Genomic DNA, 21,646 nt, shown 5'->3' with positions numbered 1-21,646 from the left:
ATTCTCATTAAACACTTATTGAATATTGACTTAAAAAAGGCATATAATCAACTTAAATCACAATAATAATTTTAAGGAGGATAAACATCTATGTCGAATAAAACCCAAGCTGCGAGAAAACTTGTTCAAGTTATTTGGTTGTTACAACTTTTAACTTTGTATACTTTTTTCCTAACAACTAACGATCAATCCTATCAGCTATCGAATCTGATCATGAAGTTACTTATCATGCTCTCTCTAGGTTTACAGAGTATTTTTATACGCAGTAACAGGAACTATAAATTTGGTATCATTTTTACATACAATCAATCAACAATAGCTCAAATAGTTGAAAGACTTATTTGGTTCATACTTATTGTAAGTTATTTTTTTGTGTTTTATATTTTCTATTATAAATAATATAACTTACTTCACTTATCAAGCATTTGTAAGAAAGCACTGATGATTGCGTTTTACGCTTCATCAGTGCTTCCTTCACAATCACTATCAACTAATTCGCTTTAATGTTTTCTTCCTTAACTTTCAAAAAAGCTACATTTTTACAGAAGTTTTTTCCTTAAGCTATTTTGAGACTACTCAAATCCTCAATCAATCCTCGAACGATGGATCTCACGGTCAAAGGGGCGGATGTAAGTCACAGAGTAGTCGATGGCAATGATACTGCTGTATTCATAGACTTGTCCATCTTCTAATATAGCTCGGTTCGTGATTTGCATGGCTGGTGTACCGCGTTTACATAGCAATATTTTTGATTGTTCTTTGGAAGTCGTGATTGGGTCATAACTCGTGATATAGTGAGAAATTCGATAGCCTTTTTGTTCCACGTACTTTTGGATGGAATGTTCGATGACTTCTTGGGATAAGTCGGGAAACATTGCTACCGGCATTTTTGACATTTCTAACTGCTCGATTTTATAATCAACGATTCGAATACGTTCAAATGTCCAAACTTCGGCGCCGTCATCAAGTTGAAAGATTTTTTGCTCATCCGCCGTTGCTGGTGCTTTGTTTAAACTGATCATTTTTGAATGGATCCGATCATAAGGGGTACGTGTCAAAGAATTGAAGATCAAGGGATTTTTGACCCATTTTTCATGGATAAAGATACCTGATCCTTGAACGACACGGACAATACCGATTTCTTCCAGGTTTTTGATCGCTTGTTGGATCGTAAAGCGAGAAACATGATAGATTTCCGCTAGTTTTCGTTGATTCGGTAATTTTCCATCTTTAAATTCTTCTTGATAGATCTTACTCAATAAATCTTGGACGATGAATTCTCGTTTTTTCATGATCTTCTCCTTTACGGGTTACATTCACTTCTTTATCTTAACAAAAAAACAACCAATCACAACCCACTCATGATGAGCCAGTGGAGAACGAAACGTATTTAGAACAAAAAAGCCACAAAAATTGGCAAAAAGAACCATTTTTGTGACTTCATCTAATCAATTGAAGTTGAATCTTTCTTCTTGATCTTCCTAATTCAAACGTAATTCTTGACCAGGGTTAAAGAAGAAATCATCCATCGTCATGCCATTCAAGGACAAGATCGTCTCAACTGGCACACCCGTCCGTTGCGCAATTTGATTTGGACCTTCGCCTTCACGTACAACGGTTGTAGCTGCTTGATTGGCTTGATTGCTCGTATCTTCTGTGGACTGTGCCGTGTACTGATCGGCTTGTGACTCCGACGTTTCTGTTGTTTCTGGTGTCGCTTCCGTCGAAGGTGTCGTCTCTTCCGAAGAAGATTCGCTACTAGGTGTCGCTGCTTGAAGTTCCGCACTTGTTCGCAGATAAATGTCGGAGATCCGAGCGACCTGCGCCGTATAACTTGCAGATAGCTGATTGATCATGGTATCTAGGTCGATATCCTCCTTGTTGGAAGCATCTTGGTACATCCCTCTTAATTTACTGATTCCTTCATCCGACAAGGCTTGAAGTTCTCTTGCTTTTCGGTTGGCAATGACCGAAAGACCATTGACACCGTCTTGATTGTTTTGGATCTCTGCTTGGTATTCTTCGATCAACACTGGGGTTTTATCTTCGATTTTCTTCGAATAATCTGCAACGACTGCTTGTAGTTGTTCAGAAATAGCTCCTGAAGGTTCTGTTGCTTCGCTGCTTTCTTGTGTTGCTTCAGTTTCAGATGAAGCAGTAGTTGAAGCTGTGGACGATTGCGTCGTTTCACTCGTCTTTGCTACCGAGTTTTCACTGGCATTGTTTCTACTATGGAGATATAATCCAGTACCTGCACCAACCAGTAGTAAGACTACTGCAACAGCGGCACCGATTTTCATCATACGCATGCGTGATGCTTGTTTCTGTTGTTGTCTTCGAGCTGATCGAACATTGCCACGCTGTTCATTTTCTTCATTCATTTCATTCACCACCTGTTATTTCTGTAAAAAAATAGCGTTACCAACTTTCTTGTAGTTCCATTGTAGCAAATAATAAGCGTTATGAACATTTTTTATTATGTTATTACTGAAGAAAAATCACCATTTTTGATGATTCCAAGATTCTCCATCGATTTCTCCTTGCAACTGCTCGATCCGTTCATTGATTTCGACAAATAAGCGTGACATTTCATGAAGTAAGGCTTTGCCCTCATAATCCGCTTGCGTACTCAATTCGGCTAATTGTTCTGTCAACCATTGATCCATTATAAGGTCTTTCCTTTCATCTCTTGTAGTATAAATGTCAGATCTTCAATATTTTCTTTGGCTTCTTCTAACATCGTTTCGATCATCTGCTGCTTCATCGGTGCTTTTTCCTTGATGCGTTCATTTTGTGCAAATCGTTCGATAAACCAATCGATCCGATTGATCAGTGAAGGTTTTTCGACTAATGTGAGATATTGCTGATAACTGATCAGGCGTTCAAACCGTTGTTCTTGAGTTAAGTACATGAACTGTGCTAAAACAAACGGAGGCAAAAAGGTCATCTGGAATTTATGGGCAATTCGTTGATACGGACGCAAATACTCCGAGATCGTATACTCTTCTTTCCCACCTGCTTGGTATTCTTTTTCACTCACGCCGGTTGTTAAGACGATCCCTAATTCTTTACCTGATAAGACTGCTGTTGCCGCTTCTAACACTTGGTCTTGCCACATTTTCAAATGGGCTGGCGCGCTATACCAATAGAAAGGAAATTGGAAGATGATCCGGTCATGCTCTTTCAATAAAGCAAGTTCTGCTTGAAGATCAATTTCCCCATCTGGATAACAAGCTTCTAGATGATGCCAAGTAGTCGATAGCTGGCTGGATGCTTCTTTAAAAAACTGTTGGTTCAACGATGTGTCAATTATCGGATGGCTGACAATAATCAATGTTTTCATAGCTTTTTCCTCCCGTTTTCTAGTCTAGCATATCCCAAGAAAAACCCAGTCAACAATGCCTTTATGTCTTAGGTCGCCCAAGAAATGATGGCTTGTTCTTCTAATTGCTTTTTTAATTGTTCTGCGGAAACTCCTTTGATCTTTTCGTTATTCATTCGTCTACGATAGTTTGTCGCCGTCTCACCAGTGAATTTCTTGAACATGCGGCTAAATACGACCAAACTATTGAAGCCGACTTGATAAGCGATTGCTTCAACGGATTCTTCCGTCAGAGATAAGAGAAACGCTGCCCGATTGATGCGAACACCAATCATATATTCTTTGATACTGATCCCCATATGATTTTTGAACACACGAGAGAGATGACTTCGGTTAACGGATAATTTTTTTGCGATCTCCTCAACAGTCAAACGCTCGCTGTAATGTTCTTCGATATACTGTACCGCATCAACAGCGAGGGCTGAATAACTTTTTTGTTCTCCTAAATGAACATAGCCACCATCTTCTAATAAGAGCGCGAGCAATTGATACGTCAACGCATTTAATTGCAGCTCATCGACTAGATTTTTTGTCGAGTAATTCATACATGCCAAGATAATCTCCACATATCTAGCAATTTCTGAAGAAACCATCGTGTATTGATCATCTTTGAATAAAGAATGTTGAATGATTTTATCGGCTACTGCCCCACCGAAGGAAATCCAACAGTAGACCCAAGGATCTTCACCATCCGCCAAATAAAAAGTAGAATCACCCGGTCTAATCAAAAAAAGATCACCTTTTTTTAATTGATATTGCTGATCTTTTACGCGATAGACTCCTTTTCCTTCCATCACGATATGCAAAATATAATCTTGACGAATAGCTGGTCCAAATGAATGAAAGGGCAATGTTTTAGAAAAACCGCAAAAGTCAAAGTATAGTTCTTGTGAGATGGATTGATGTTCTTTTTTCAAAAAAATCGCTTTTTCCATTGACGTACCCTCTTTCGTATTTTCTTTATTCTACTATAGATGCAACAAAAAGTTAAATACTGCTCACAGAAATACATTCAAGCAAGTGCTCTTCTTTGATATGATTGAATGGTAAAAACAGTAAACGCCCCATTGTAAACGCTTCATTTAATGGTATAGTTAATTTGATTAGGCGTAAACTGCGCCTACACCAACTACTAATCCAGCACCAAGAAAGGACTACTTAAATGGACATTACTAAAAAAACATTTGGACAATCTGCACATTTGATTACTTTAACCAATCAACAGGGTACGACCCTCGCTGTTACCGATTTAGGCGCACGGATCGTCAGTTTGACATTCATGGGTAGAGAGTTGATTCTAGGTTTTGATTCAGCAGAAGAGTATCTCGAAAAAGATGCCTTTATCGGAGCAACGATCGGACGAACTGCTGGGCGGATCGATGCAGGCAAATTCACCCTCGACGGCCAGACGTATCAACTACCTGTCGATCCTGCAACTGGTCACTCCTTACATGGCAGTACGCCAAGTTTTGAAGAAAAAATCTGGCAATACGAAATCATTGATGGCGAACAAGAAGCCACTGTGGTCTTTACCACGACTAGTCCCGACAAAGAGCGTGGTTTTCCAGGGAATTTATCCGTAGAAGTTCGCTATACTCTTACAGAAGATAATATTTGGCGTGTCACAACGAAAGCAGTCAGTGATCAATTGACACTATTCAACCCAACTAATCATGTTTATTTCAACTTGAGTGGTGATGTGACGCAACCAATCGATGACCATACTTTGTGGGTCAACAGTCAAGCCTTTGCTGCTTTACGACCAGATAGCATTCCGACAGGTGAACAAATAGAAGTGACTGGAACACCGTTTGATTTTCAAACACCAACAAAACTAACGACTGTTTTCACCAGTGACTTTCCACAAAAAGAATTATTTGATGGAATCGATCATCCGTTCTTCTTAAAGGACACAGGCTTAGATAAAACGGCCGCTTCTCTTTTAAGTCCAGATGAAACAATCAAAGTCAGTGTCAGGACGGATGCATCGAGTATCGTCATTTTCACTGCCAACTTTGGGGAAGATACACCTGAAATGCGCGGGCAACGTTTAGCGAACCATGGCGGCATCACTTTTGAAACACAAATCGCTCCAGGAGCAGAACGTTACCCTTCTTTCGGCGACATATCTTTGGTACCGGAAACACCATTTGAGACGATTACAGAATTCAAACTTGAAGCAAGAGAGGAACAAGACAGATGAATAAAACAGCACATTTAACAACGAAATTCAATGAATTATTTGGTGAAAAACCAACAACAAACTATTTTTCACCTGGGCGAATCAACTTGATCGGTGAACACACGGACTACAACGGTGGACACGTTTTTCCTGCATCGATCACTTATGGCACTTACGGCGTTGCTGCACGTCGAGAAGACAACAAAGTATTAGTTTACTCAACAAACTTTGAGGAAATCGGCGTGATCAAATTCACGCTTGATGACCTGACATTTGATAAAAAAGACAACTGGGCAAATTATGTCAAAGGAATGATCTTGAAACTAAAAGAAGCTGGCTATACCATCGAGAGCGGTTTTGAATTGGTGATTGAAGGAACGATCCCTAATGGTGCCGGACTTTCTAGCAGTGCTTCGTTAGAATTATTAGTGGGGGTTGTTCTGGAAGATTTGTTTGATTTAGCGATCGATCGCTTGACACTCGTTCAAACTGGAAAAAAAGTAGAAAATGAATTCATTGGTGTCAATTCAGGGATCATGGATCAATTTGCGATCGGTTTTGGAGAAATCGACCATGCCATCTTGCTAGATACGAATACATTACACTATGAAATGGTCCCAGTTAAATTAGATGGCTACGCCGTGGTTATCATGAACACGAATAAACGACGTGAATTAGCGGAATCAAAATATAATGAACGTCGCAGCGAATGTGAAGAAGCCTTGAAACGTCTACAAACGAAGCTGGACATCAAAGCTTTAGGCGAATTAGATGAAGCGACTTTCGAAGCGAATACGGACTTGATTGGCGATGATACCTTGATCCGTCGCGCACGTCACGCCGTCACTGAAAATCAACGAACATTAAAAGCAAAAGCTGAATTAGAGCAAGGAAACTTAGAAGCTTTCGGTCTATTATTGAATGATTCTCATTACTCACTCCGTCATGATTACGAAGTCACAGGCATCGAATTAGATACACTTGTAGATGCCGCACAAGCGCAACCTGGTGTATTAGGCGCACGAATGACAGGCGCAGGATTTGGTGGCTGTGCCATCGCTCTAGTCAAAGAAGAGGAAATCCCCGCCTTTAAAGAAAATGTCCATGCACGTTATTTAGAGGTTGTAGGATATGAGCCAGAATTTTATGTAGCACATATCGGAAGCGGTACGACGAAAATTTAGTTAAAAACAGAAACATGCGTCTGGGCTTGGCAAACAACCAAACTCAGGCGCATATTTTATTGAATCATGATTTTGAATCTAGGTTAAATAATTTTGAAAAAATTTAAAAATCAGCTGTTGATTAGTTGCATCTTATTTTAATTATAAATTTCTTTTTCAGTTAAAAAGACAGAAAGAATGTATTTGCATTCTTTCTGTCCCAAATCATTCTAAAATTCTTTATTCCTCGTATCACTATTTTGACTTGCAACGCTACAAAGTGTTCAGTCGTTTAACCCAAGATCTCAACAATTGCTTTGTTGAATTCAGGCAAGTCATCTGGTGTACGGCTAGTAACTAATTGATTATCGATCACCACTGCTTCATCTTTGACATTGGCGCCAGCGTAAGCCACATCTGGACGAACAGTATCGTAAGCAGTCATTGTTCTACCTTCTGTTAGACCGGTTTGGATAAACAATTGTGGGCCATGACAGATAGCAAATAACGGTTGGTCATTTTTCAAGAAGTAAGTAACGAAATCAACAAAACGTTGATCCTTACGTAATTGATCCGGTGAGAATCCTCCAGGGATCAAGAGCGCATCGAAATCTTCAGGAGAAACTTCATCAATGCTGCGATCGATCGTGAACTCGCCACCTTTTTTGCCTTTGATCGTTTGGTTTGCTTCAAAACCAATCGTTGTCACTTCATTCCCCGCATTTTCCAATGCTTCTTTTGGTGAAGTCAACTCAATATCTTCGACTAAATCAGTTACGATTGCTGCAATTTTTTTTGCCATTTTTCCTCTTCCTTTCTTATCGCTTGATTCTAGCCTAAAGGATTTCAGAAAAGTGTGCAAATCATCTGTTTATGATTTATAACCTATTTTATTTAAAAGAAAAATGATAGTTTCTCTTTTAAAGTTAAGCACCTAGTTTTTCACGAACAATGGCTTCAGTCAATGTCTTTGAAAAATTTAGATGCATTTCTTTACCTAACTTATCTGCCCATTTTGGGATCGTTAACGTCTTTTTTACAGGTTCCTCTGTGCCTAAATATTCTGTTAGATCTACAGAGACCATTGAAATAAATGATTTTTCAGCATCATATTCTAATATGAACTCAGAGTCACTTTTAAAAGGGTTATTTTCTATAAGTGACAATGAACTGATAAGAGATGGTTCAGGTAATGTTCGGTCTTCTTCTATCTCAGCCGCCAAAAGAATACCTAAGTAATCAGAGGCATTTTCGAGCGCTTCAGGAATGTCAGATCCGCTTGTACCAGCCATCTCCGGAAAATCTGGAAAGAAAACAGAAAATCCCGAGTCATAGCCTTCACTTGTTTCTGAATAGAATAATGCCGGATATGAAATAAGCATGATCCTCCTCCTCTCTCAAGAAGCAGGAACAAAGCTATTTTAACCCTGCCTCAGTATCGCATGTTCTGTCCCTTTAGGTAGCTTGGAAGGAACAATAATTGGTCGATTTACTCCTGGTAGTTTCACTTTTATATGAGAACCTTTTCCACTTTTAACCCACTTATGGAAATCAAGAGTTTGACCATTTCCTGTTATGTCATTGGCATTGTTACAATACCTCCTGACATATCTATACTAACACGTGTAACACGTGAAAAAAATAAAAAACACGTGCTATACGTGTAAAAGCAAATATAGAAAAATTATTCAAAAAAAACCAAGGCAGCTATCTAGGTTCAGCTGCTTTGATTTATTTTCTGTATGTCGCTTTTTTATCCTCACGGCTACGGTACACTGGATATTCTCCAATCAATTGGACCGGAAATGCTCGCTGTTCCAGTAGTTTGATTGCTTCGTTCAATTTTGTATCTGCTTGTTCAATCTCTACTTCGATCACGAAAAAGTATTCACCTAACGAGGTTTTTTGCGGTCTAGACTCGATTTTGGTCAAATTAAGTTTTTGTTCTGCAAACACCGCAAGTACTTGATATAACGCACCTGGGCGATTTTCTGGCAAGTCTACAAATAGCGTTGCTTTGTAAGTACTGACTGGTAATTGAGATGACATCGGTGAGGAACCTAGTAGCCAAAAACGGGTTTCATTGTTGCGGATCGATTGGATATCTTGCTGAACGATGGTCAAACCAAACTGTTCCGCAGCTTCTTTAGGTCCGATTGCCGCGATTTTTTGTTCAGGATGCTCGGCAACTTGTTGGGCACCTTGGGCAGTCGAACCCATTTGCTCGATTTCCACGTCAGGGAACTGTTGCTTCAAAAATACTTGCGATTGTGCCAACGCTTGCGGATGACTACAGATTTTTGTTACCTCTTGCCACATCTGTTGATGCTTAGGATGTACCATCAATTGTTGCTTGATTGGTAAAACGATTTCTCCTTGGATCGTTGGTAAGGTTTCATAGACATGGTCTAATGTGGGCAATACAGAACCTTCGATGGAATTCTCGATCGGTACCATCGCATAATCGATCGCATCGTTGATCTGGGCATCAATCAAATTTGTTAAAGCTTGATATGGAGACCAATCGCCTTCGTTGAAATAATTCTTTACTGCACTATATGTGAAGGAACCTTTTGGGCCTAGATAACCAATTTTCATCGATCCATCACCTGCTTTATGATTTCTGAGACAACTTCTGCTGGTGATTTACCAGTTGTTTCTATCGTAAGATCTGCTAATGTTTCATAGTGTTTTTTCCGCGAAAAAAATAATTCTTTTAACTCTGTATCATCTTTATCGAGTGCCAACGGACGGGCTTGTTTGTGATCTTGGCGGATACGTTTGATCAAAAGATCGGGATCAGCTTTTAAGTAAACCACCAGATGATCTGTCAGCAGTCGTTGATTTTCTTCTTGTAGGATAACTCCCCCACCTGTCGCAATGATCGCTTCTTCTTGCAATGAGTTTTTCAGTAGCTTCGTTTCTTTCTGTCGAAAGGCAGCTTCGCCATGTAATTCAAAATACTGACTGATCGAACAGCCAAACTCCTCGACTAGTTTTGTATCCATATCGATCAATGGTTTCTTTAACTGCATAGAAAGCTTGCGACTGATCGTTGTTTTACCGGCGCCCATAAAACCAATCAGCACAATTGCAGCCATTAGTTTTTCTCCTTGATCAGACCAGCTAGATCGGTGAAGAAGTCAGGATAAGAAATATTTACCGCTTCTGGATGGTTCAATTCAACTGGCTCATCGGTCAATAATGCGGCAATCTGTAACATCATGCCAATGCGATGATCCCCATGACTGTCAACAATTGCCCCATGCAAAGGTGTCGGACCATGAATGATCAGCCCATCATCTGTTGTTTCGATGTTTGCGCCCATTTTTATCAATTCTTCCGCTGTCGCATCGATGCGATTTGTTTCTTTCACTTTTAATTCTTGTGCGTCCCGAATGATCGTCGTGCCTTGTGCTTGTGTTGCAGCTAATGCCAAAATCGGTAATTCATCGATCAAGCGAGGAATGATTTCTCCTTCGATCGTACATGCCTGCAAGTTGGCAGAACGTACCATTAAGTCAGCCGCTTGATTTTGTTGATCGATTTGCATTTCTTGGATCGAAGCCCCCATTTCGATCAATACATCTAAAATCCCTGTTCGTGTTGGATTGATTCCTACTTGTTTCAATAAGACTTCACTATCTGGCAAAATACTTGCTGCGACTAGATAAAAGGCTGCTGACGAAATATCCCCAGGTACCGCCACGTTTTGTCCAACTAACCGTTGTCCGCCAGCAAGTGTGATCACTTTATCTTCTACTCTGATTTCTCCACCAAATTGTTTGATCATTTCTTCTGTATGATTCCGTGAGCGTTCTTTTTCGATGATCGTTGTCTCACCATCTGCTTGAAGTGCCGCGAATAAAATCGCTGATTTGACTTGCGCACTGGCAATCGGCATCTCATATTCGATTGGTTTCAAAGGCCCACCAGTCACTCGTAAAGGTGGTAGATCTGGATGTTCGATCCCTTTAAGATCCGCACCCATTTCACGTAAAGGATTCATCACTCTCCCCATCGGGCGACGATTCAACGAGTCATCTCCAGACACTTCTGCCGAAATCTTACTTCCAGCTAAAACCCCTAAAAGTAAACGGATCGTTGTACCAGAATTACCTGCATCTAAACGTTCTGTTGGTGTTTGTAATCCCTCTACGCCATGACCATAAACATGGATTTTCTCTTCTTCCTCTTCTATTCTCACACCTAATTGTCTAAATATGGACATCGTACTCAAGCAATCTTCTGCTTTTAAAAAGTTCGTTATCGTCGTTTTTCCATGACTGATTGCACCAAACATGATGCTGCGATGAGAAATCGACTTATCTGCTGGAACCGTTAGCTCACCTTTGATCCCATGTGTAGCATTAAGTAATTTCATTGTCTCAACTCCTGATCCAACAGTGAAAATTTTCCGCTTGAATCAATGCTTGTCCTTTTTCTAAATCGGTTTGATTTTTGAAGGACAATTCAAGGACTCCGAAAATATCTTCTCTAGTTTCTTGTATTTTTAGATTGATGATTGAAATATCTGCTTGGCTCAAAGCCGTTGTCACCTTAGCAACTGCACCGGAAATATCCGGAATATCAACGTATAGATCATAGAACGCTGGAATCGTTCCTTGTCGTTTCTTCGGCAACTGATCCCTTGTTTGCTTCGCTTGTGCAAAAAATCGATAAATGGCCTCTTCATCATTTCTCGCAAGTTGTGTTTTCAATGTTTCCATGGAGGATTGCCATTCCTCTAGTAAAGACAGCATGATTTCTTGATTCGTTAATAAGATATCTGTCCACATTTTTGGATCAGAAGAAGCAATACGCGTAATATCTCGAAACCCTCCGGCTGCAAGTTGGGAGGCTCTTGGATGTTTTTGATTGAGTTCATCACTGGTTTGCACTAAACCAGCAGCCACGATATGAGGCAAATGGCTTAAAACGCCGACGATCTCGTCATGATTTTTGGCTTCCATCAATACAAATTTTGCTCGAGTCGGTTCTAATAGTTCCATCAGTTCAGCTACACGATCACTCTCATGATCATTGGTCAATATATAATAAGCTTCCTCGAACAAATTGGGATTGCCGGCTTTTACTCCAGATTTATGCGAGCCTGCCATTGGGTGTCCACCAATAAAAGTAAAAGGTAATTCCTTAGCCGCTGTCATGATTGCTGCTTTCGTACTGCCAGTATCACTGACCAATACAGTTTCCTTTAGCGGAAGTGTCGCTAATTGTTGCAAATAGTCCAAACTAACTTGTACAGGAACCGCTAATAAAATAACATCCATTTGACTTGCTTCTTCGATCCCAGACACCAGATGATCCACTAATTGGACTTCTTCTGCAATTTTTCTTGTTTCTGCTGAATGATCCCATCCATAAAGAGTCACATTCGATCCTTTGATGGCTCGGCAAAGCGAAGCACCAATCAGACCTAAACCTAAGACAAATACCTTTTTCTTCATATCAGTCTCCTCACTAAAAGTCTTGGATCATCTGCCGATGACTGGCAACAGATTTTTTCAGCTCACTCATGTTATCCGCTGGGAAATGTTCAAGGATCTCCACGGCAAGTGCTGTTGCAATGACGTGTTCAGCCACCACAGAAGCTGCTGGTACAGCGGTACTGTCGGAACGTTCGACACTTGCTTTATAGACTTCTTTCGTGTCGATATCCACACTCATCAACGGCTTGTAAAGTGTAGGGATCGGTTTCATCACACCACGAACGATGATTTGTTCCCCATTTGTCATCCCACCTTCAAATCCACCTAAATGATTGGTTGTCCGGCGGTAGCCTTGTTCTTGATCCCAGGTGATTTCATCCATAACTTTAGAACCTGGTAAAGTCGCTGCATCAAAACCGATCCCAAATTCTACCCCTTTGAAGGCATTGATACTCAGCATGGCTTGTGCTAATTTTCCATCTAATTTTTTATCCCATTGGACATAACTACCCAAACCAGCCGGTACATTTTCAACCCGGACTTCGACGACACCACCTAAGGTATCACCTGCTTTTTTCGTCTCATCGATCAATGTTTTGACTTGTTCTTCGATCTCAAGGTCTACCATATTGACTTCGGAGATCGTTGTTTTTTCCTTGATCACCGCCACAGGTAGCACTTCAGGAATCGTTGCTTTGACCCCTCCAAGAACTGCTACGTGACTGGCAATTTCAATATCTAGTGCTGCTAGGATCTGTTTTGCTAAAGAGCCGATTGCTACACGCATGGTCGTTTCTCTAGCTGAAGACCGTTCTAACACATTCCTAAGATCTTGATGTTGGTATTTCATTCCACCAACTAGATCCGCATGTCCTGGACGAGGTTTGGCTACTCGACGACGTGTGACATGTTTTTCTTCGATTGGCTCGACTGACATCACCGTCTGCCAATTCTTCCAGTCTTTATTCTCCACGATCATTGTGATTGGCGAACCAAGCGTTTTACCATGTCGAATACCTGAGGTGATTTGGACACGATCTTTCTCGATCTTCATTCTGCCACCACGACCGTAACCCCCTTGTCGCCTCGCAAGATCTTCATTGATTTTTTCAAGTGAAACTTCTAAACCTGCCGGGATACCTTCAATAATGGCAGTTAACTGTGGACCATGAGATTCTCCTGCTGTTAAAAAACGCATTTAGTTCCCCTCCTTTAAATAGTCTTTCACGGACTCAAGCGGGATTTCTTGGATTCTTGCTTGTCCGATTTTATCTAATAAAATAATTTTCAATGTCTTTCCACGTGCCTTTTTATCGTGGGTGATCGCATCATAAAGGGATTGCTCCTCCCAAGGTTGGTACTTGATCGGTAACTGATACTTTTCGATCATGTGGATCAATTGCGCAGTGATACCCACTGGTGATTGTCCCAGCTTTTCGGCTTGTTTGGTGATTTGCACCATACCGATCGCTACGGCTTCACCATGACTGATCTGACCATAACCAGCAGTATTTTCGATGGCATGTCCGATCGTATGGCCAAAGTTCAGTAACAAACGATGCCCGTTATCGAATTGATCTTCTTCAACAACTTGTTTCTTCACACGCAACGCCTTTTCAATGATTTTTTCACTATTAGCCAGTAAGTCAGCAACTCCTGTTAATTTTGCCAAATCTTGCCATAGCGTTTCATCACTGATTGCGCCACACTTGATGATCTCAGCGATCCCTTCTTGGATTCTACGCTCTGATAACGTCATTAACGTCTCTGGATCGATCAATACCCCGTCTGGTTGTGCAAATGTCCCAATCATATTTTTCGCCATGGGTGCATTGATTGCTGTTTTTCCTCCAATGCTTGAATCGACCTGTGCCAGTAGGGAAGTCGGGATCTGGACAAATGAAATCCCTCGCATATAGGTGGAAGCAACGAAGCTGGCTAAATCGCCGATCACTCCCCCTCCAAGCGCAATCACCGCATCACTACGCGTAAATTGTTCTTCTGCTAAAAACGCATAGAGGTGAGCTGCCATGTCGAATGATTTGCTGCTCTCCCCAGCTGAAACAACATAATGGACGACTTCGTAGCTTGCCCGCAACTGTTGACAAATTTTTTCGCCGTATATCGGAAAAACATTCGTATCACTGATAATCGCGATTTTTTTATTTTTCCAGATTCCTTCGATCCACTCAGACACATGATCGAGTGCATTTCGTTCAATGATGATCTCATAGCTTTTTTCTGGTAAGACAACTTCTAACATGATGCTCCTCTTTTCTATAAGGCTTTGATTTTATTCATTGCTTCAACTAAAATCTCGACTTCTTCCATCATTCGTAGGTAGTTCTTTTCATTCAATGATTGCTGTCCATCTGACCATGCGTGGATTGGATCAGGGTGGATCTCTACGATCATCCCATCTGCGCCACTAGCAACACCGGCTCTTGCCATTGGTGATACGAGATCCCAAACCCCTGTACCATGACTTGGATCAACGATGATCGGGAAATGACTTAATTTTTTAATGATCGGTACAGCACTTAGATCGAAGGTATTGCGTGTCGCTGTTTCGTAAGTACGAATACCACGTTCGATAAAGATGATGTTTGGATTGTTTTGTACCGCAATGTATTCCGCCGCGTTCAACCATTCTTCGATCGTTCCTGAAATCCCGCGTTTCAAGCCAATTGGTTTTCCTGTTTTCCCAACAGCTTCTAATAGACGAAAGTTTTGCATATTTCTGGCGCCGATCTGAATGATATCTGTGTATTCGCAAACGACATCGATATGGGCTTCATCCATGACTTCGGTAATGACTTTTAAGCCGTAATGATCCGCTGCTTTACGCATCATTTTCAGTCCTTCTTCTCCTAATCCTTGGAAAGCGTAGGGTGACGTTCTAGGTTTGTAGGCTCCTCCACGTAGGACTGTTGCCCCACCAGCTTTTGCCATACGAGCAGTTTCCATGATTTGTTCTTCGCCTTCTACTGAACAAGGACCAGCCATCGTCACAAAACTACCATCACCGATTTTCAAACCATCCACATCAACGACTGTATCTTGCGGATGAAATTCTCGAGAAGTCAGTTTGTACGTATTAGAGATTTTTACTGCACGCTCCACCGTGTCGTATCTTTCAAATGGTACACCTTGGATAATTTTTGGATCACCGATCAATCCTAAAACAAGACGATCTTTGCCATGGTTGATCTGAACGTCCAAGCCCTCTTCCTTGATACGTGAAAGTACTGGTTCTAGTTGGTTTACTTCAATTCCTGGTTTAATAATTAAAATCATAAGATAACATCCTTTTTTATTTTTATTTTTTTATCACTGTTTGAACACTTGATCGACAATGGAAAATCGTTCATTGTTTACTTAAAATAACTCGTTGGAAAATGAACTGATGTGGTTCTCCTTTCGTTAGGTATAAAAAAAGCCCGCCGTAGACAAATCTACAGTGGGCCTTCACCAATTCTAACAAAAAAGCCACTATAGATTTTCATCTATGTGGCGGACAAGTCATCTCAAACATCCTTAGCCATCATAGATACAAACGTTGTGTTTGCACCCATGAATGTCATGAATACAAACCTATCTAAAATAGCTAAAGTAATACGTATTCAGTTGTGAATTCAATGTGATTTTCATAAGAAATCGCTCCAAACTGATTTAAGATTGGTTTAAGTATAGATTTCTTTCTGAAATAAGTCAACTACTTTTTCAAATCTTTTTCTCTTTATGCTAATGATCCTTTAGAAGACCGATGTTTTTTTAAAGTTCCTATTGATTTTTTCGTTGACAAAAAACGCGAACGTGTGTTCTAATCATGTAGAAGAGGTGACTGTTATGTTTAAAAATCAAAATCCTGTATTTGACTATCATAAAGAACCTTCTAGAGATATTTTATGTATTGATTGTAAGTCGTTCTATGCTTCTGTTGAATGTGTCTCACTTGGTTTAGACCCTTTAACAACCAAACTAGTTGTTATGTCGTACCCCGGAAATTCATGGGAAGAACGTGGTAGCGGGTTGATCCTTGCCTCTAGTCCAGCTGCAAAAAAAGCCTACGGGATCACGAATATCAGTCGTGCGCGTGATTTGCCCTTTCCTTATCCCAGTGATCTATATATTGCCCCACCACGAATGGCTTATTATATGGAGAAGAACAAAGAAATCAATGCGATTTATAAAACCTATGCAGACGAGAGTAACCATCATGTCTATTCGGTCGACGAAAGTTTTTTGGATATCACAAATAGTTTGAATTTGTTCGATGCTCCTGATGCCCGGACACTTGCAAAAAAAATTCGTCAAGACGTTTATGACCAGACAGGGATCTATACCACGATCGGTATCGGTGATAATCCACTATTGGCAAAATTAGCTCTGGATAATGAAGCGAAGGATACCCGAGACATGATCGCCGAATGGCGTTATGAAGACGTCCCTGAAAAACTTTGGCGGATTCCTCAGCTGACAGATTTTTGGGGGATCGGTCGAAAAACAGCGATTCGTTTAAATAAAATGAACATCCATAGCATCTATGAGCTTGCACATGCGGATTACTATCGTTTAAAAAGTGCAATGGGGGTAATTGGTACACAACTTTATGCCCATGCCTGGGGAATCGATCGGAGCTTTCTTGGTGAAGTCTACACCCCTAAATCAAAAAGCATCGGAAATAGTCAAATCCTCAATAAGGACTATACCCGCCGAGAAGAGATTGAAATCGTGATCAAGGAAATGGCAGATCAAGTAGGCACACGCTTACGTCGAGAAGAAGCAAAAGCACAAGTAGTTAGTCTGTGGGTCGGCTTTTCTTTGGGCTACACAGATGTTTCAGGAAAAACTGGGTTTCACCAACAGATGAAAATCGAGCCGACCAATGCCAGTCATGTTTTAGCAGAAGCACTATTGATGATTTTTGATCGACATTATCAATGGCAAGATATCCGAAGTATCGGCGTCAACTGTTCTCGCTTAGTTTATGCGACTGGCTTGCAATTGAATCTATTCGATGATCCTAAAGAGCAAGTCAATGCGGCAAAGATTGACTTTGTCGTGGATAAGATTCGACAAAAATATGGATTTAAAGCAATCGTCCATGCACATAGTTTACTAGAAGGTGGTCGAGCAATCGCCCGCAGTTCGCTTGTAGGCGGTCATGCTGGCGGAATGGCTGGTATTGAAGGTGAGGGACATGCGACGCACGAAAAAAGAATTTCTCGATTACAATGAATACCGTGATCGCCCCTTTGGCTTGAAATGGGGAACCGCTTTTGCCATGGATGAGCTAGTTAAAGGGATCGAAGAAAATGCAGCAGTCGCCTTAAAAGACCTCCCTCCCCAATTGCAAATGACGAGAGAGGAAATCGACCAAGTACTATTACAGTCCTTTCTCTACCGACAAAAAGTGACCATCCAATTAAACACAAAAGATGAATTTGGTCGATATAGAGAAAATATCGAGGGCGTTTTCTTAGGCGAATGTGATGAAGAATATCTGACGATTGACCAGTACCAGATTCTCTGGGAGAACATTCGTCACGTTGGTTTGAAACAAGAAATGAAATGGTTTGAGTTTAGTACCAACAAGACATATGACGAACAAGTTTCCCGATCAATCGATTGGAACAAGCCAAACCAACAAGCTGAGTTGCAATTGATCAAAGATGAATTTTATCAAGCTTTTGAAGAGGAAAATGACTAAAAGGGAGGCGTTGCCGATGACAATGGTAAAGAATCATTTCGAAACTGTCATAATCACTGCTTATATTGCCAAACAAGAAATTACGATCCAAACAAAAAAGGGAGAAAACTATAGAGGAAAGATTCAAAAAAAGATGACAGAAGATGGCTTTTATGTAAACGAGGGCTTTATTGCTTGGGATGAACTTGATTCGATCGATTTAGAAGAGGAATATTTTCATTTTTGGCAAGAAATCGTCAAGCAAGCGATTTAGTAATTCAGATAAGCATTGGATTCTTCGGCCATTATTGAATGCTATTTCTCTCAACCTAAAAAGCATCAACCGGTAAACATGTAAAAAAGATTCTACCGGTTGATGCTACTATTCTCAGCAAAGAACGATTCTATTCGTAAAGTCTGAAAGCTTTAGTTCAAATAGTTTGGGTCAGCCAATAAAGATTGGATTTTATTTGTATCAATAACGAATTCTTGTGTCCCCATAGCACCAGGTGCTACCTCGTATTTATCAAAGAAGATAACCAGCTGGTGTTCTTTATTGATATAAAAACTAGGATCTTTTTTTAATAAAAATGAGCCATTATCCTCTAGAGCAAAATAAGTTGATTCTGGATTTTTTTCCATACGATTTTTCATCTGTTCTTCAATTTCCTTTGAAAGAGCAATGAGATAATCATCATTTTTAAATAATAAAGGCAAAGACACAAGTACCTCATTTTGTTTATCTAACGTGTCAAATTGATTGTTCGTTTGCGTACTTGCAATTGTCTGTTCGATTGAACGATCAATCACTAAAAATCGCTCATCATTGACCAATATGCGATATCCACCTGTTGTATCAATCTGTTGCCCGTTTTTCTTGATTTCTTTCACTCCTTCCTCATAAGCTTGTTGTCCCTCTGCGAGATATTTTCGATTCAACTGGTCATGGATTTCTTCTTTTCCAATTATTTTTGGAACAGCAATCCTGATACCCGATTCCTCTTCTTGGAATGAATAGGTTTTCCCAGTAATGATCGAAACCAATTCTCCGAGAACAGGGATTTCTGTCGCCCATACGCGAAAGTCTCTATTTTGAACACCTGCGAACAAAATAAGTACAGAGCAGACGATCCCCAAACCGATATGAACAGCATGTTTTACTTGTCGTTTCACCTTCACTTTTTTCTTGGCAATCGTAAAACGCTTGAATAGCTCATCTTCTAGCTGTTCAGGAATTTCCCCCGCTCGATACGCCTGATTCATCATACTTATTTTTTTCTTTGTTCCTCCCATTTCGCTATCCACTCTCCTTTATTTTAAAATTTCTTTGTAATTATCTAGTGAGCGATACATTTTTGTTTTCACTGTATTCTCATTTAAATTTAAAATCTGAGCAATTTCTTTCAATGTAAATCCTTCAAAAAATTTCAAGATAATAATCTCGCGTTCTGGGCTAGGCGTTTGGCTCAATAATTCACGTAATTCCATGTAAGAAACATCATTTTGACAATCGATGAATTCAAGTCCTGGACAGTCTTCCAATTCAAAATTCAAAGGCATTCGTTTATTCTTGCGCCAATAATCAATTGCTGTGCGGACTAAGATTTTATAAAACCAAGCTTGAAAATGATCGATCTTCTTTACCTTTGAGAAATCCATCAGCGCTTTTTGAAAGCTATCTTGGATAACATCTAGTGCATCTTCCGAACAGTGTGTATAACTATAAGCGATTCGATACATTTTTTGATATTGTGTCTCAATCAGCTGTTCTAACTGAGATTCATAATGTCTGACTCGCTGCTTTTTTGCTATCCGATTAAAAATATTAGATCCCTCCCTATCTCAAATAATAAATTTCACCCAGTTCTCGCATAAAATCCTTGTTTGCTTCCTTACGTGGTTGTGTATCTTTCGTTCTAGTCGACTCGCTTGTCCCTATCTCTTGTGGCTTTTCTTCTATGATCGAAAATGTATCCATTGAATACATCCATAAAAAAAGGCTGGTAAACAGGAACAATAAGACTAGGAAAATTAGTTCTATCGTTAAAAATGAATAGTTTTTTTCATGTTTCATACGCTCACTCCGCTTTCTTTTTTTATACTTAATTAGACGATCGTTTTCTAAGAAAAGTTTCAAAAAAATCAACTTTATTTTGAATCACTAACTTTGCACAAAAGACAGTTTGTGAGATTCTGATAAAAGTGTTAAGCTCCGCTAAAAAGCACCAAATCCCCACAATTATTCATCGATGGATTTTGGTGCTTGTTTATGTAGTATTCACTTCTAGAAAACCATTTATTCGTTTTTAGCAATCACAGTACCATCTGGCAGCTTATCTTTCCATTTTTTATCCGAAATTTTTTCTCCCAAATAACTCCTCACTTTTCAAAAGGCACGAAACCAACGATGATATCTTTAAAAAAAAGAGTCAGCGATTTGACGTACTCCAAAGGATAGACCCAAGTGGAAAATAAACCAGGCAAGAATATCAAGCATCACTAACACTCCAGTGATCAAATGAATCAGTAGCATAAAAAGCTCCTAAAATTTGTTTTTTCTTCCTAAAAAAACGATTACACTTTTTCTCTAGTAACTCCTAGAACAAAATAAACGAGAGAATCCAAACACTTTTAAAACAAGTTTTAGATTTTCTCGTTTATTTTTCTGAGTTGTCCATTTATTTCACAACTTCTTTAAAAGAATTCACTGTGAGATCCCAGCCTAGCAAGTATCAATATTAATTGATCATTATCAATCTTATATACTAATAGCCAATCAGGACTGATATGACATTCTCTAAATCCCACATAATTGCCGGTCAAATGATGATCACGATACACTTTGGGCAATTTATGTTGGCATTGCAAAAGAGATAGCACCTTTTTTAATTTGGCTAAATCTTTCCCCTGCTTTTTTATAGTCTCGCTTGAATTGTGAGGTATAAAAAATATCAAGCATCTAAGTCCTCCAGCAACTCATCAACAGAGCTGAATCCACCATGAATATTGCCATCTTTAGCATCTTTTCTCGCTTGCAAAGTAGCCGAATTTTCCCTTTCAATTTTAAAAGGAAGTACCAGTTTAATTACAGACTGTTTTTAAAAAACTGTAATTGCGGTTATCATATTCATACCCAACTCAGCAAATAATTGCTCAGCATCCTTTTTCAAATCCTCATCAATTGAGATATGGATTGGTTTCTTTTTTGTCGTTTCCATGTCATCACCTCTGCTATTTTTCAACATATAAACAACATAAAAGAAACATAAATCCGTTTTAAGAACCTACTTATTCCTCATTCTTCTAATGAACGCTCGTTCCAATCGTGGCCGATTATAGCGTTGGATCATAATAAATGGGATATTGACAAGAAGCGCATAAAAAACCATGACCCACCCCGCCCATTTGGGATTCCACAAAAAGAAAAGGAACGCTGGCGCAATCAATAGCCAATGTGTCAGCTCTGCTCTTTGTGTTTCAATGATGAATTTCTTCAGTGCGGCAGAATCAGTCTTACCAAGTCTTGATTTATCGAATCCACTCTTGGCAATCACAGTACCATCTGGCAGCTTGTCTTTCCATTTTTTGATTCGAAATTTTTTCTCCCAAATAACTCCTTGCTTTTCAAAAGAAAAAGAACGAAACCAACGACGCTTTCTTTTAAAAAAAGAGTCAGAAATTTGACGTACACCAAAGGATATACCCAAATGAAAAATAAACCAGGCAAGAATGTCGAGCATCACTAATACTCCAGTGGTCAAATGGATCAGTGGCATA

23 protein-coding genes and 2 pseudogenes are annotated in these 21,646 nt (G+C 39.7%); 5 read left to right on the top strand and 20 right to left on the bottom strand.

The features are described 5' to 3' along the window. Window positions 1-584 precede the first annotated feature (584 nt). The 5 genes from IGJ49_RS02625 to IGJ49_RS02605 all read right to left on the bottom strand — a co-directional run bounded on the left by IGJ49_RS02625 (window position 585) and on the right by IGJ49_RS02605 (window position 4,317). Window positions 585-1,292, bottom strand: coding sequence for a GntR family transcriptional regulator (locus tag IGJ49_RS02625; RefSeq protein ID WP_010736257.1), 708 nt, complete (start codon window positions 1,290-1,292; stop codon window positions 585-587). Window positions 1,293-1,481: 189 nt separating this feature from the next. Beyond that, window positions 1,482-2,381: a LysM peptidoglycan-binding domain-containing protein gene (locus tag IGJ49_RS02620; protein WP_071866708.1), complete on the bottom strand. Its 900-nt coding sequence runs from the start codon at window positions 2,379-2,381 to the stop codon at window positions 1,482-1,484. Between the two features lie 117 nt (window positions 2,382-2,498). After that, a complete protein-coding gene (locus IGJ49_RS02615) occupies window positions 2,499-2,666 on the bottom strand; it encodes a hypothetical protein (RefSeq protein ID WP_010736259.1) in 168 nt (55 codons plus the stop codon). Beyond that, window positions 2,666-3,343, bottom strand: coding sequence for an NAD(P)H-dependent oxidoreductase (locus IGJ49_RS02610; protein WP_224434533.1), 678 nt, complete (start codon window positions 3,341-3,343; stop codon window positions 2,666-2,668). Before IGJ49_RS02610 ends, IGJ49_RS02615 begins: the two co-directional genes overlap by 1 nt. Window positions 3,344-3,411: 68 nt before the next feature. Further along, the gene (locus tag IGJ49_RS02605) at window positions 3,412-4,317 is read right to left on the bottom strand and encodes an AraC family transcriptional regulator (protein WP_010736261.1); all 906 of its coding nucleotides are present in this window, start codon (window positions 4,315-4,317) and stop codon (window positions 3,412-3,414) included. A 227-nt stretch (window positions 4,318-4,544) separates the two neighbouring features. Between IGJ49_RS02605 and IGJ49_RS02600 the strand changes: the two genes are divergently transcribed. Both IGJ49_RS02600 and IGJ49_RS02595 read left to right on the top strand, forming a co-directional pair. After that, window positions 4,545-5,585, top strand: coding sequence for an aldose epimerase family protein (locus tag IGJ49_RS02600; RefSeq protein WP_224434532.1), 1,041 nt, complete (start codon window positions 4,545-4,547; stop codon window positions 5,583-5,585). Next, a complete protein-coding gene (locus tag IGJ49_RS02595; RefSeq protein ID WP_224434531.1) occupies window positions 5,582-6,748 on the top strand; it encodes a galactokinase in 1,167 nt (388 codons plus the stop codon). Before IGJ49_RS02600 ends, IGJ49_RS02595 begins: the two co-directional genes overlap by 4 nt. Window positions 6,749-7,019: 271 nt before the next feature. On the opposite strand, the gene IGJ49_RS02590 is transcribed toward IGJ49_RS02595, so the two are convergent. The 9 genes from IGJ49_RS02590 to aroF all read right to left on the bottom strand — a co-directional run bounded on the left by IGJ49_RS02590 (window position 7,020) and on the right by aroF (window position 15,474). Beyond that, window positions 7,020-7,529: a type 1 glutamine amidotransferase domain-containing protein gene (locus IGJ49_RS02590; protein ID WP_010736264.1), complete on the bottom strand. Its 510-nt coding sequence runs from the start codon at window positions 7,527-7,529 to the stop codon at window positions 7,020-7,022. A 124-nt stretch (window positions 7,530-7,653) separates the two neighbouring features. Further along, entirely contained in the window at window positions 7,654-8,109 is a 456-nt protein-coding gene (locus IGJ49_RS02585; RefSeq protein ID WP_010736265.1) for a type II toxin-antitoxin system HicB family antitoxin, read from the bottom strand. Between the two features lie 349 nt (window positions 8,110-8,458). Beyond that, window positions 8,459-9,325, bottom strand: coding sequence for a prephenate dehydratase (gene pheA, locus IGJ49_RS02580; protein WP_023519138.1), 867 nt, complete (start codon window positions 9,323-9,325; stop codon window positions 8,459-8,461). Then, window positions 9,322-9,828 (bottom strand): shikimate kinase, encoded by a 507-nt coding sequence (locus tag IGJ49_RS02575; RefSeq protein ID WP_438722295.1) that lies wholly within the window; start codon window positions 9,826-9,828, stop codon window positions 9,322-9,324. The genes pheA and IGJ49_RS02575 overlap by 4 nt, the downstream gene beginning before the upstream one ends. Next, window positions 9,828-11,111 (bottom strand): 3-phosphoshikimate 1-carboxyvinyltransferase, encoded by a 1,284-nt coding sequence (gene aroA / locus IGJ49_RS02570; RefSeq protein WP_438722293.1) that lies wholly within the window; start codon window positions 11,109-11,111, stop codon window positions 9,828-9,830. Before aroA ends, IGJ49_RS02575 begins: the two co-directional genes overlap by 1 nt. 4 nt (window positions 11,112-11,115) lie before the next feature. Further along, on the bottom strand, window positions 11,116-12,195 hold the full coding sequence (locus IGJ49_RS02565; RefSeq protein WP_023519136.1) for a prephenate dehydrogenase: 1,080 nt from the start codon (window positions 12,193-12,195) through the stop codon (window positions 11,116-11,118). Window positions 12,196-12,208: 13 nt separating this feature from the next. Continuing rightward, complete coding sequence (gene aroC, locus IGJ49_RS02560; protein WP_438722291.1) at window positions 12,209-13,375, bottom strand: chorismate synthase; 1,167 nt, start codon at window positions 13,373-13,375, stop codon at window positions 12,209-12,211. Continuing rightward, window positions 13,376-14,440 carry a 3-dehydroquinate synthase gene (aroB, locus tag IGJ49_RS02555; protein ID WP_349520843.1) on the bottom strand — a complete coding sequence of 355 codons (1,065 nt, stop codon included), beginning with the start codon at window positions 14,438-14,440 and terminating at the stop codon, window positions 13,376-13,378. It lies immediately after the preceding gene. A gap of 14 nt (window positions 14,441-14,454) precedes the next feature. Then, complete coding sequence (gene aroF, locus IGJ49_RS02550) at window positions 14,455-15,474, bottom strand: 3-deoxy-7-phosphoheptulonate synthase (RefSeq protein WP_019722398.1); 1,020 nt, start codon at window positions 15,472-15,474, stop codon at window positions 14,455-14,457. 552 nt (window positions 15,475-16,026) lie between these two features. Here aroF and IGJ49_RS02545 point away from each other — a divergent pair. From IGJ49_RS02545 to IGJ49_RS02535, 3 genes are read left to right on the top strand one after another with little or no spacing between them, the layout of a single operon-like run. Continuing rightward, window positions 16,027-17,418 (top strand): Y-family DNA polymerase, encoded by a 1,392-nt coding sequence (locus tag IGJ49_RS02545; protein ID WP_438722288.1) that lies wholly within the window; start codon window positions 16,027-16,029, stop codon window positions 17,416-17,418. Then, window positions 17,381-17,890 carry a hypothetical protein gene (locus tag IGJ49_RS02540; RefSeq protein WP_023519130.1) on the top strand — a complete coding sequence of 170 codons (510 nt, stop codon included), beginning with the start codon at window positions 17,381-17,383 and terminating at the stop codon, window positions 17,888-17,890. Before IGJ49_RS02545 ends, IGJ49_RS02540 begins: the two co-directional genes overlap by 38 nt. Before the next feature lie 16 nt (window positions 17,891-17,906). Continuing rightward, the gene (locus IGJ49_RS02535) at window positions 17,907-18,143 is read left to right on the top strand and encodes a hypothetical protein (RefSeq protein ID WP_438722286.1); all 237 of its coding nucleotides are present in this window, start codon (window positions 17,907-17,909) and stop codon (window positions 18,141-18,143) included. Between the two features lie 152 nt (window positions 18,144-18,295). Here IGJ49_RS02535 and IGJ49_RS02530 read toward each other — a convergent pair whose 3' ends face one another. From IGJ49_RS02530 to IGJ49_RS02505, 6 genes and pseudogenes are all read right to left on the bottom strand, one after another. Then, a complete protein-coding gene (locus IGJ49_RS02530; RefSeq protein WP_023519129.1) occupies window positions 18,296-19,162 on the bottom strand; it encodes an RsiV family protein in 867 nt (288 codons plus the stop codon). Window positions 19,163-19,180: 18 nt separating this feature from the next. After that, a complete protein-coding gene (locus IGJ49_RS02525; RefSeq protein ID WP_023519128.1) occupies window positions 19,181-19,609 on the bottom strand; it encodes an RNA polymerase sigma factor in 429 nt (142 codons plus the stop codon). Between the two features lie 97 nt (window positions 19,610-19,706). Further along, window positions 19,707-19,943, bottom strand: coding sequence for a hypothetical protein (locus IGJ49_RS02520; RefSeq protein ID WP_041684171.1), 237 nt, complete (start codon window positions 19,941-19,943; stop codon window positions 19,707-19,709). Window positions 19,944-20,563: 620 nt separating this feature from the next. Further along, window positions 20,564-20,828: pseudogene (locus IGJ49_RS02515) on the bottom strand (type II toxin-antitoxin system YafQ family toxin). Then, window positions 20,821-21,087 (bottom strand): annotated as a pseudogene (locus IGJ49_RS02510) (type II toxin-antitoxin system RelB/DinJ family antitoxin). Before IGJ49_RS02510 ends, IGJ49_RS02515 begins: the two co-directional pseudogenes overlap by 8 nt. Window positions 21,088-21,153: 66 nt before the next feature. Beyond that, on the bottom strand, window positions 21,154-21,645 hold the full coding sequence (locus tag IGJ49_RS02505) for a glycosyl-4,4'-diaponeurosporenoate acyltransferase (protein ID WP_349520846.1): 492 nt from the start codon (window positions 21,643-21,645) through the stop codon (window positions 21,154-21,156). Between the last annotated feature and the right edge of the window lies 1 nt (window position 21,646).

The organism is Enterococcus sp. AZ171 (assembly GCF_051714005.1).
GTDB lineage: Bacteria > Bacillota > Bacilli > Lactobacillales > Enterococcaceae > Enterococcus_B > Enterococcus_B pernyi.
Note: the sequence above shows the minus strand (reverse complement) of the source record. Positions and strands in the feature narration are given on the sequence as shown.

Coding starts and splice junctions, on each gene's coding strand:
- IGJ49_RS02625 (WP_010736257.1), bottom strand. CDS start 1,292: ATGAAAAAACGAGAATTCATCGTCCAAGATTTATTGAGTAAGATCTAT.
- IGJ49_RS02620 (WP_071866708.1), bottom strand. CDS start 2,381: ATGAATGAAGAAAATGAACAGCGTGGCAATGTTCGATCAGCTCGAAGA.
- IGJ49_RS02615 (WP_010736259.1), bottom strand. CDS start 2,666: ATGGATCAATGGTTGACAGAACAATTAGCCGAATTGAGTACGCAAGCG.
- IGJ49_RS02610 (WP_224434533.1), bottom strand. CDS start 3,343: ATGAAAACATTGATTATTGTCAGCCATCCGATAATTGACACATCGTTG.
- IGJ49_RS02605 (WP_010736261.1), bottom strand. CDS start 4,317: ATGGAAAAAGCGATTTTTTTGAAAAAAGAACATCAATCCATCTCACAA.
- IGJ49_RS02600 (WP_224434532.1), top strand. CDS start 4,545: ATGGACATTACTAAAAAAACATTTGGACAATCTGCACATTTGATTACT.
- IGJ49_RS02595 (WP_224434531.1), top strand. CDS start 5,582: ATGAATAAAACAGCACATTTAACAACGAAATTCAATGAATTATTTGGT.
- IGJ49_RS02590 (WP_010736264.1), bottom strand. CDS start 7,529: ATGGCAAAAAAAATTGCAGCAATCGTAACTGATTTAGTCGAAGATATT.
- IGJ49_RS02585 (WP_010736265.1), bottom strand. CDS start 8,109: ATGCTTATTTCATATCCGGCATTATTCTATTCAGAAACAAGTGAAGGC.
- pheA (WP_023519138.1), bottom strand. CDS start 9,325: ATGAAAATTGGTTATCTAGGCCCAAAAGGTTCCTTCACATATAGTGCA.
- IGJ49_RS02575 (WP_438722295.1), bottom strand. CDS start 9,828: ATGGCTGCAATTGTGCTGATTGGTTTTATGGGCGCCGGTAAAACAACG.
- aroA (WP_438722293.1), bottom strand. CDS start 11,111: ATGAAATTACTTAATGCTACACATGGGATCAAAGGTGAGCTAACGGTT.
- IGJ49_RS02565 (WP_023519136.1), bottom strand. CDS start 12,195: ATGAAGAAAAAGGTATTTGTCTTAGGTTTAGGTCTGATTGGTGCTTCG.
- aroC (WP_438722291.1), bottom strand. CDS start 13,375: ATGCGTTTTTTAACAGCAGGAGAATCTCATGGTCCACAGTTAACTGCC.
- aroB (WP_349520843.1), bottom strand. CDS start 14,440: ATGTTAGAAGTTGTCTTACCAGAAAAAAGCTATGAGATCATCATTGAA.
- aroF (WP_019722398.1), bottom strand. CDS start 15,474: ATGATTTTAATTATTAAACCAGGAATTGAAGTAAACCAACTAGAACCA.
- IGJ49_RS02545 (WP_438722288.1), top strand. CDS start 16,027: ATGTTTAAAAATCAAAATCCTGTATTTGACTATCATAAAGAACCTTCT.
- IGJ49_RS02540 (WP_023519130.1), top strand. CDS start 17,381: ATGCGACGCACGAAAAAAGAATTTCTCGATTACAATGAATACCGTGAT.
- IGJ49_RS02535 (WP_438722286.1), top strand. CDS start 17,907: ATGACAATGGTAAAGAATCATTTCGAAACTGTCATAATCACTGCTTAT.
- IGJ49_RS02530 (WP_023519129.1), bottom strand. CDS start 19,162: ATGGGAGGAACAAAGAAAAAAATAAGTATGATGAATCAGGCGTATCGA.
- IGJ49_RS02525 (WP_023519128.1), bottom strand. CDS start 19,609: ATGTATCGAATCGCTTATAGTTATACACACTGTTCGGAAGATGCACTA.
- IGJ49_RS02520 (WP_041684171.1), bottom strand. CDS start 19,943: ATGAAACATGAAAAAAACTATTCATTTTTAACGATAGAACTAATTTTC.
- IGJ49_RS02505 (WP_349520846.1), bottom strand. CDS start 21,645: ATGCCACTGATCCATTTGACCACTGGAGTATTAGTGATGCTCGACATT.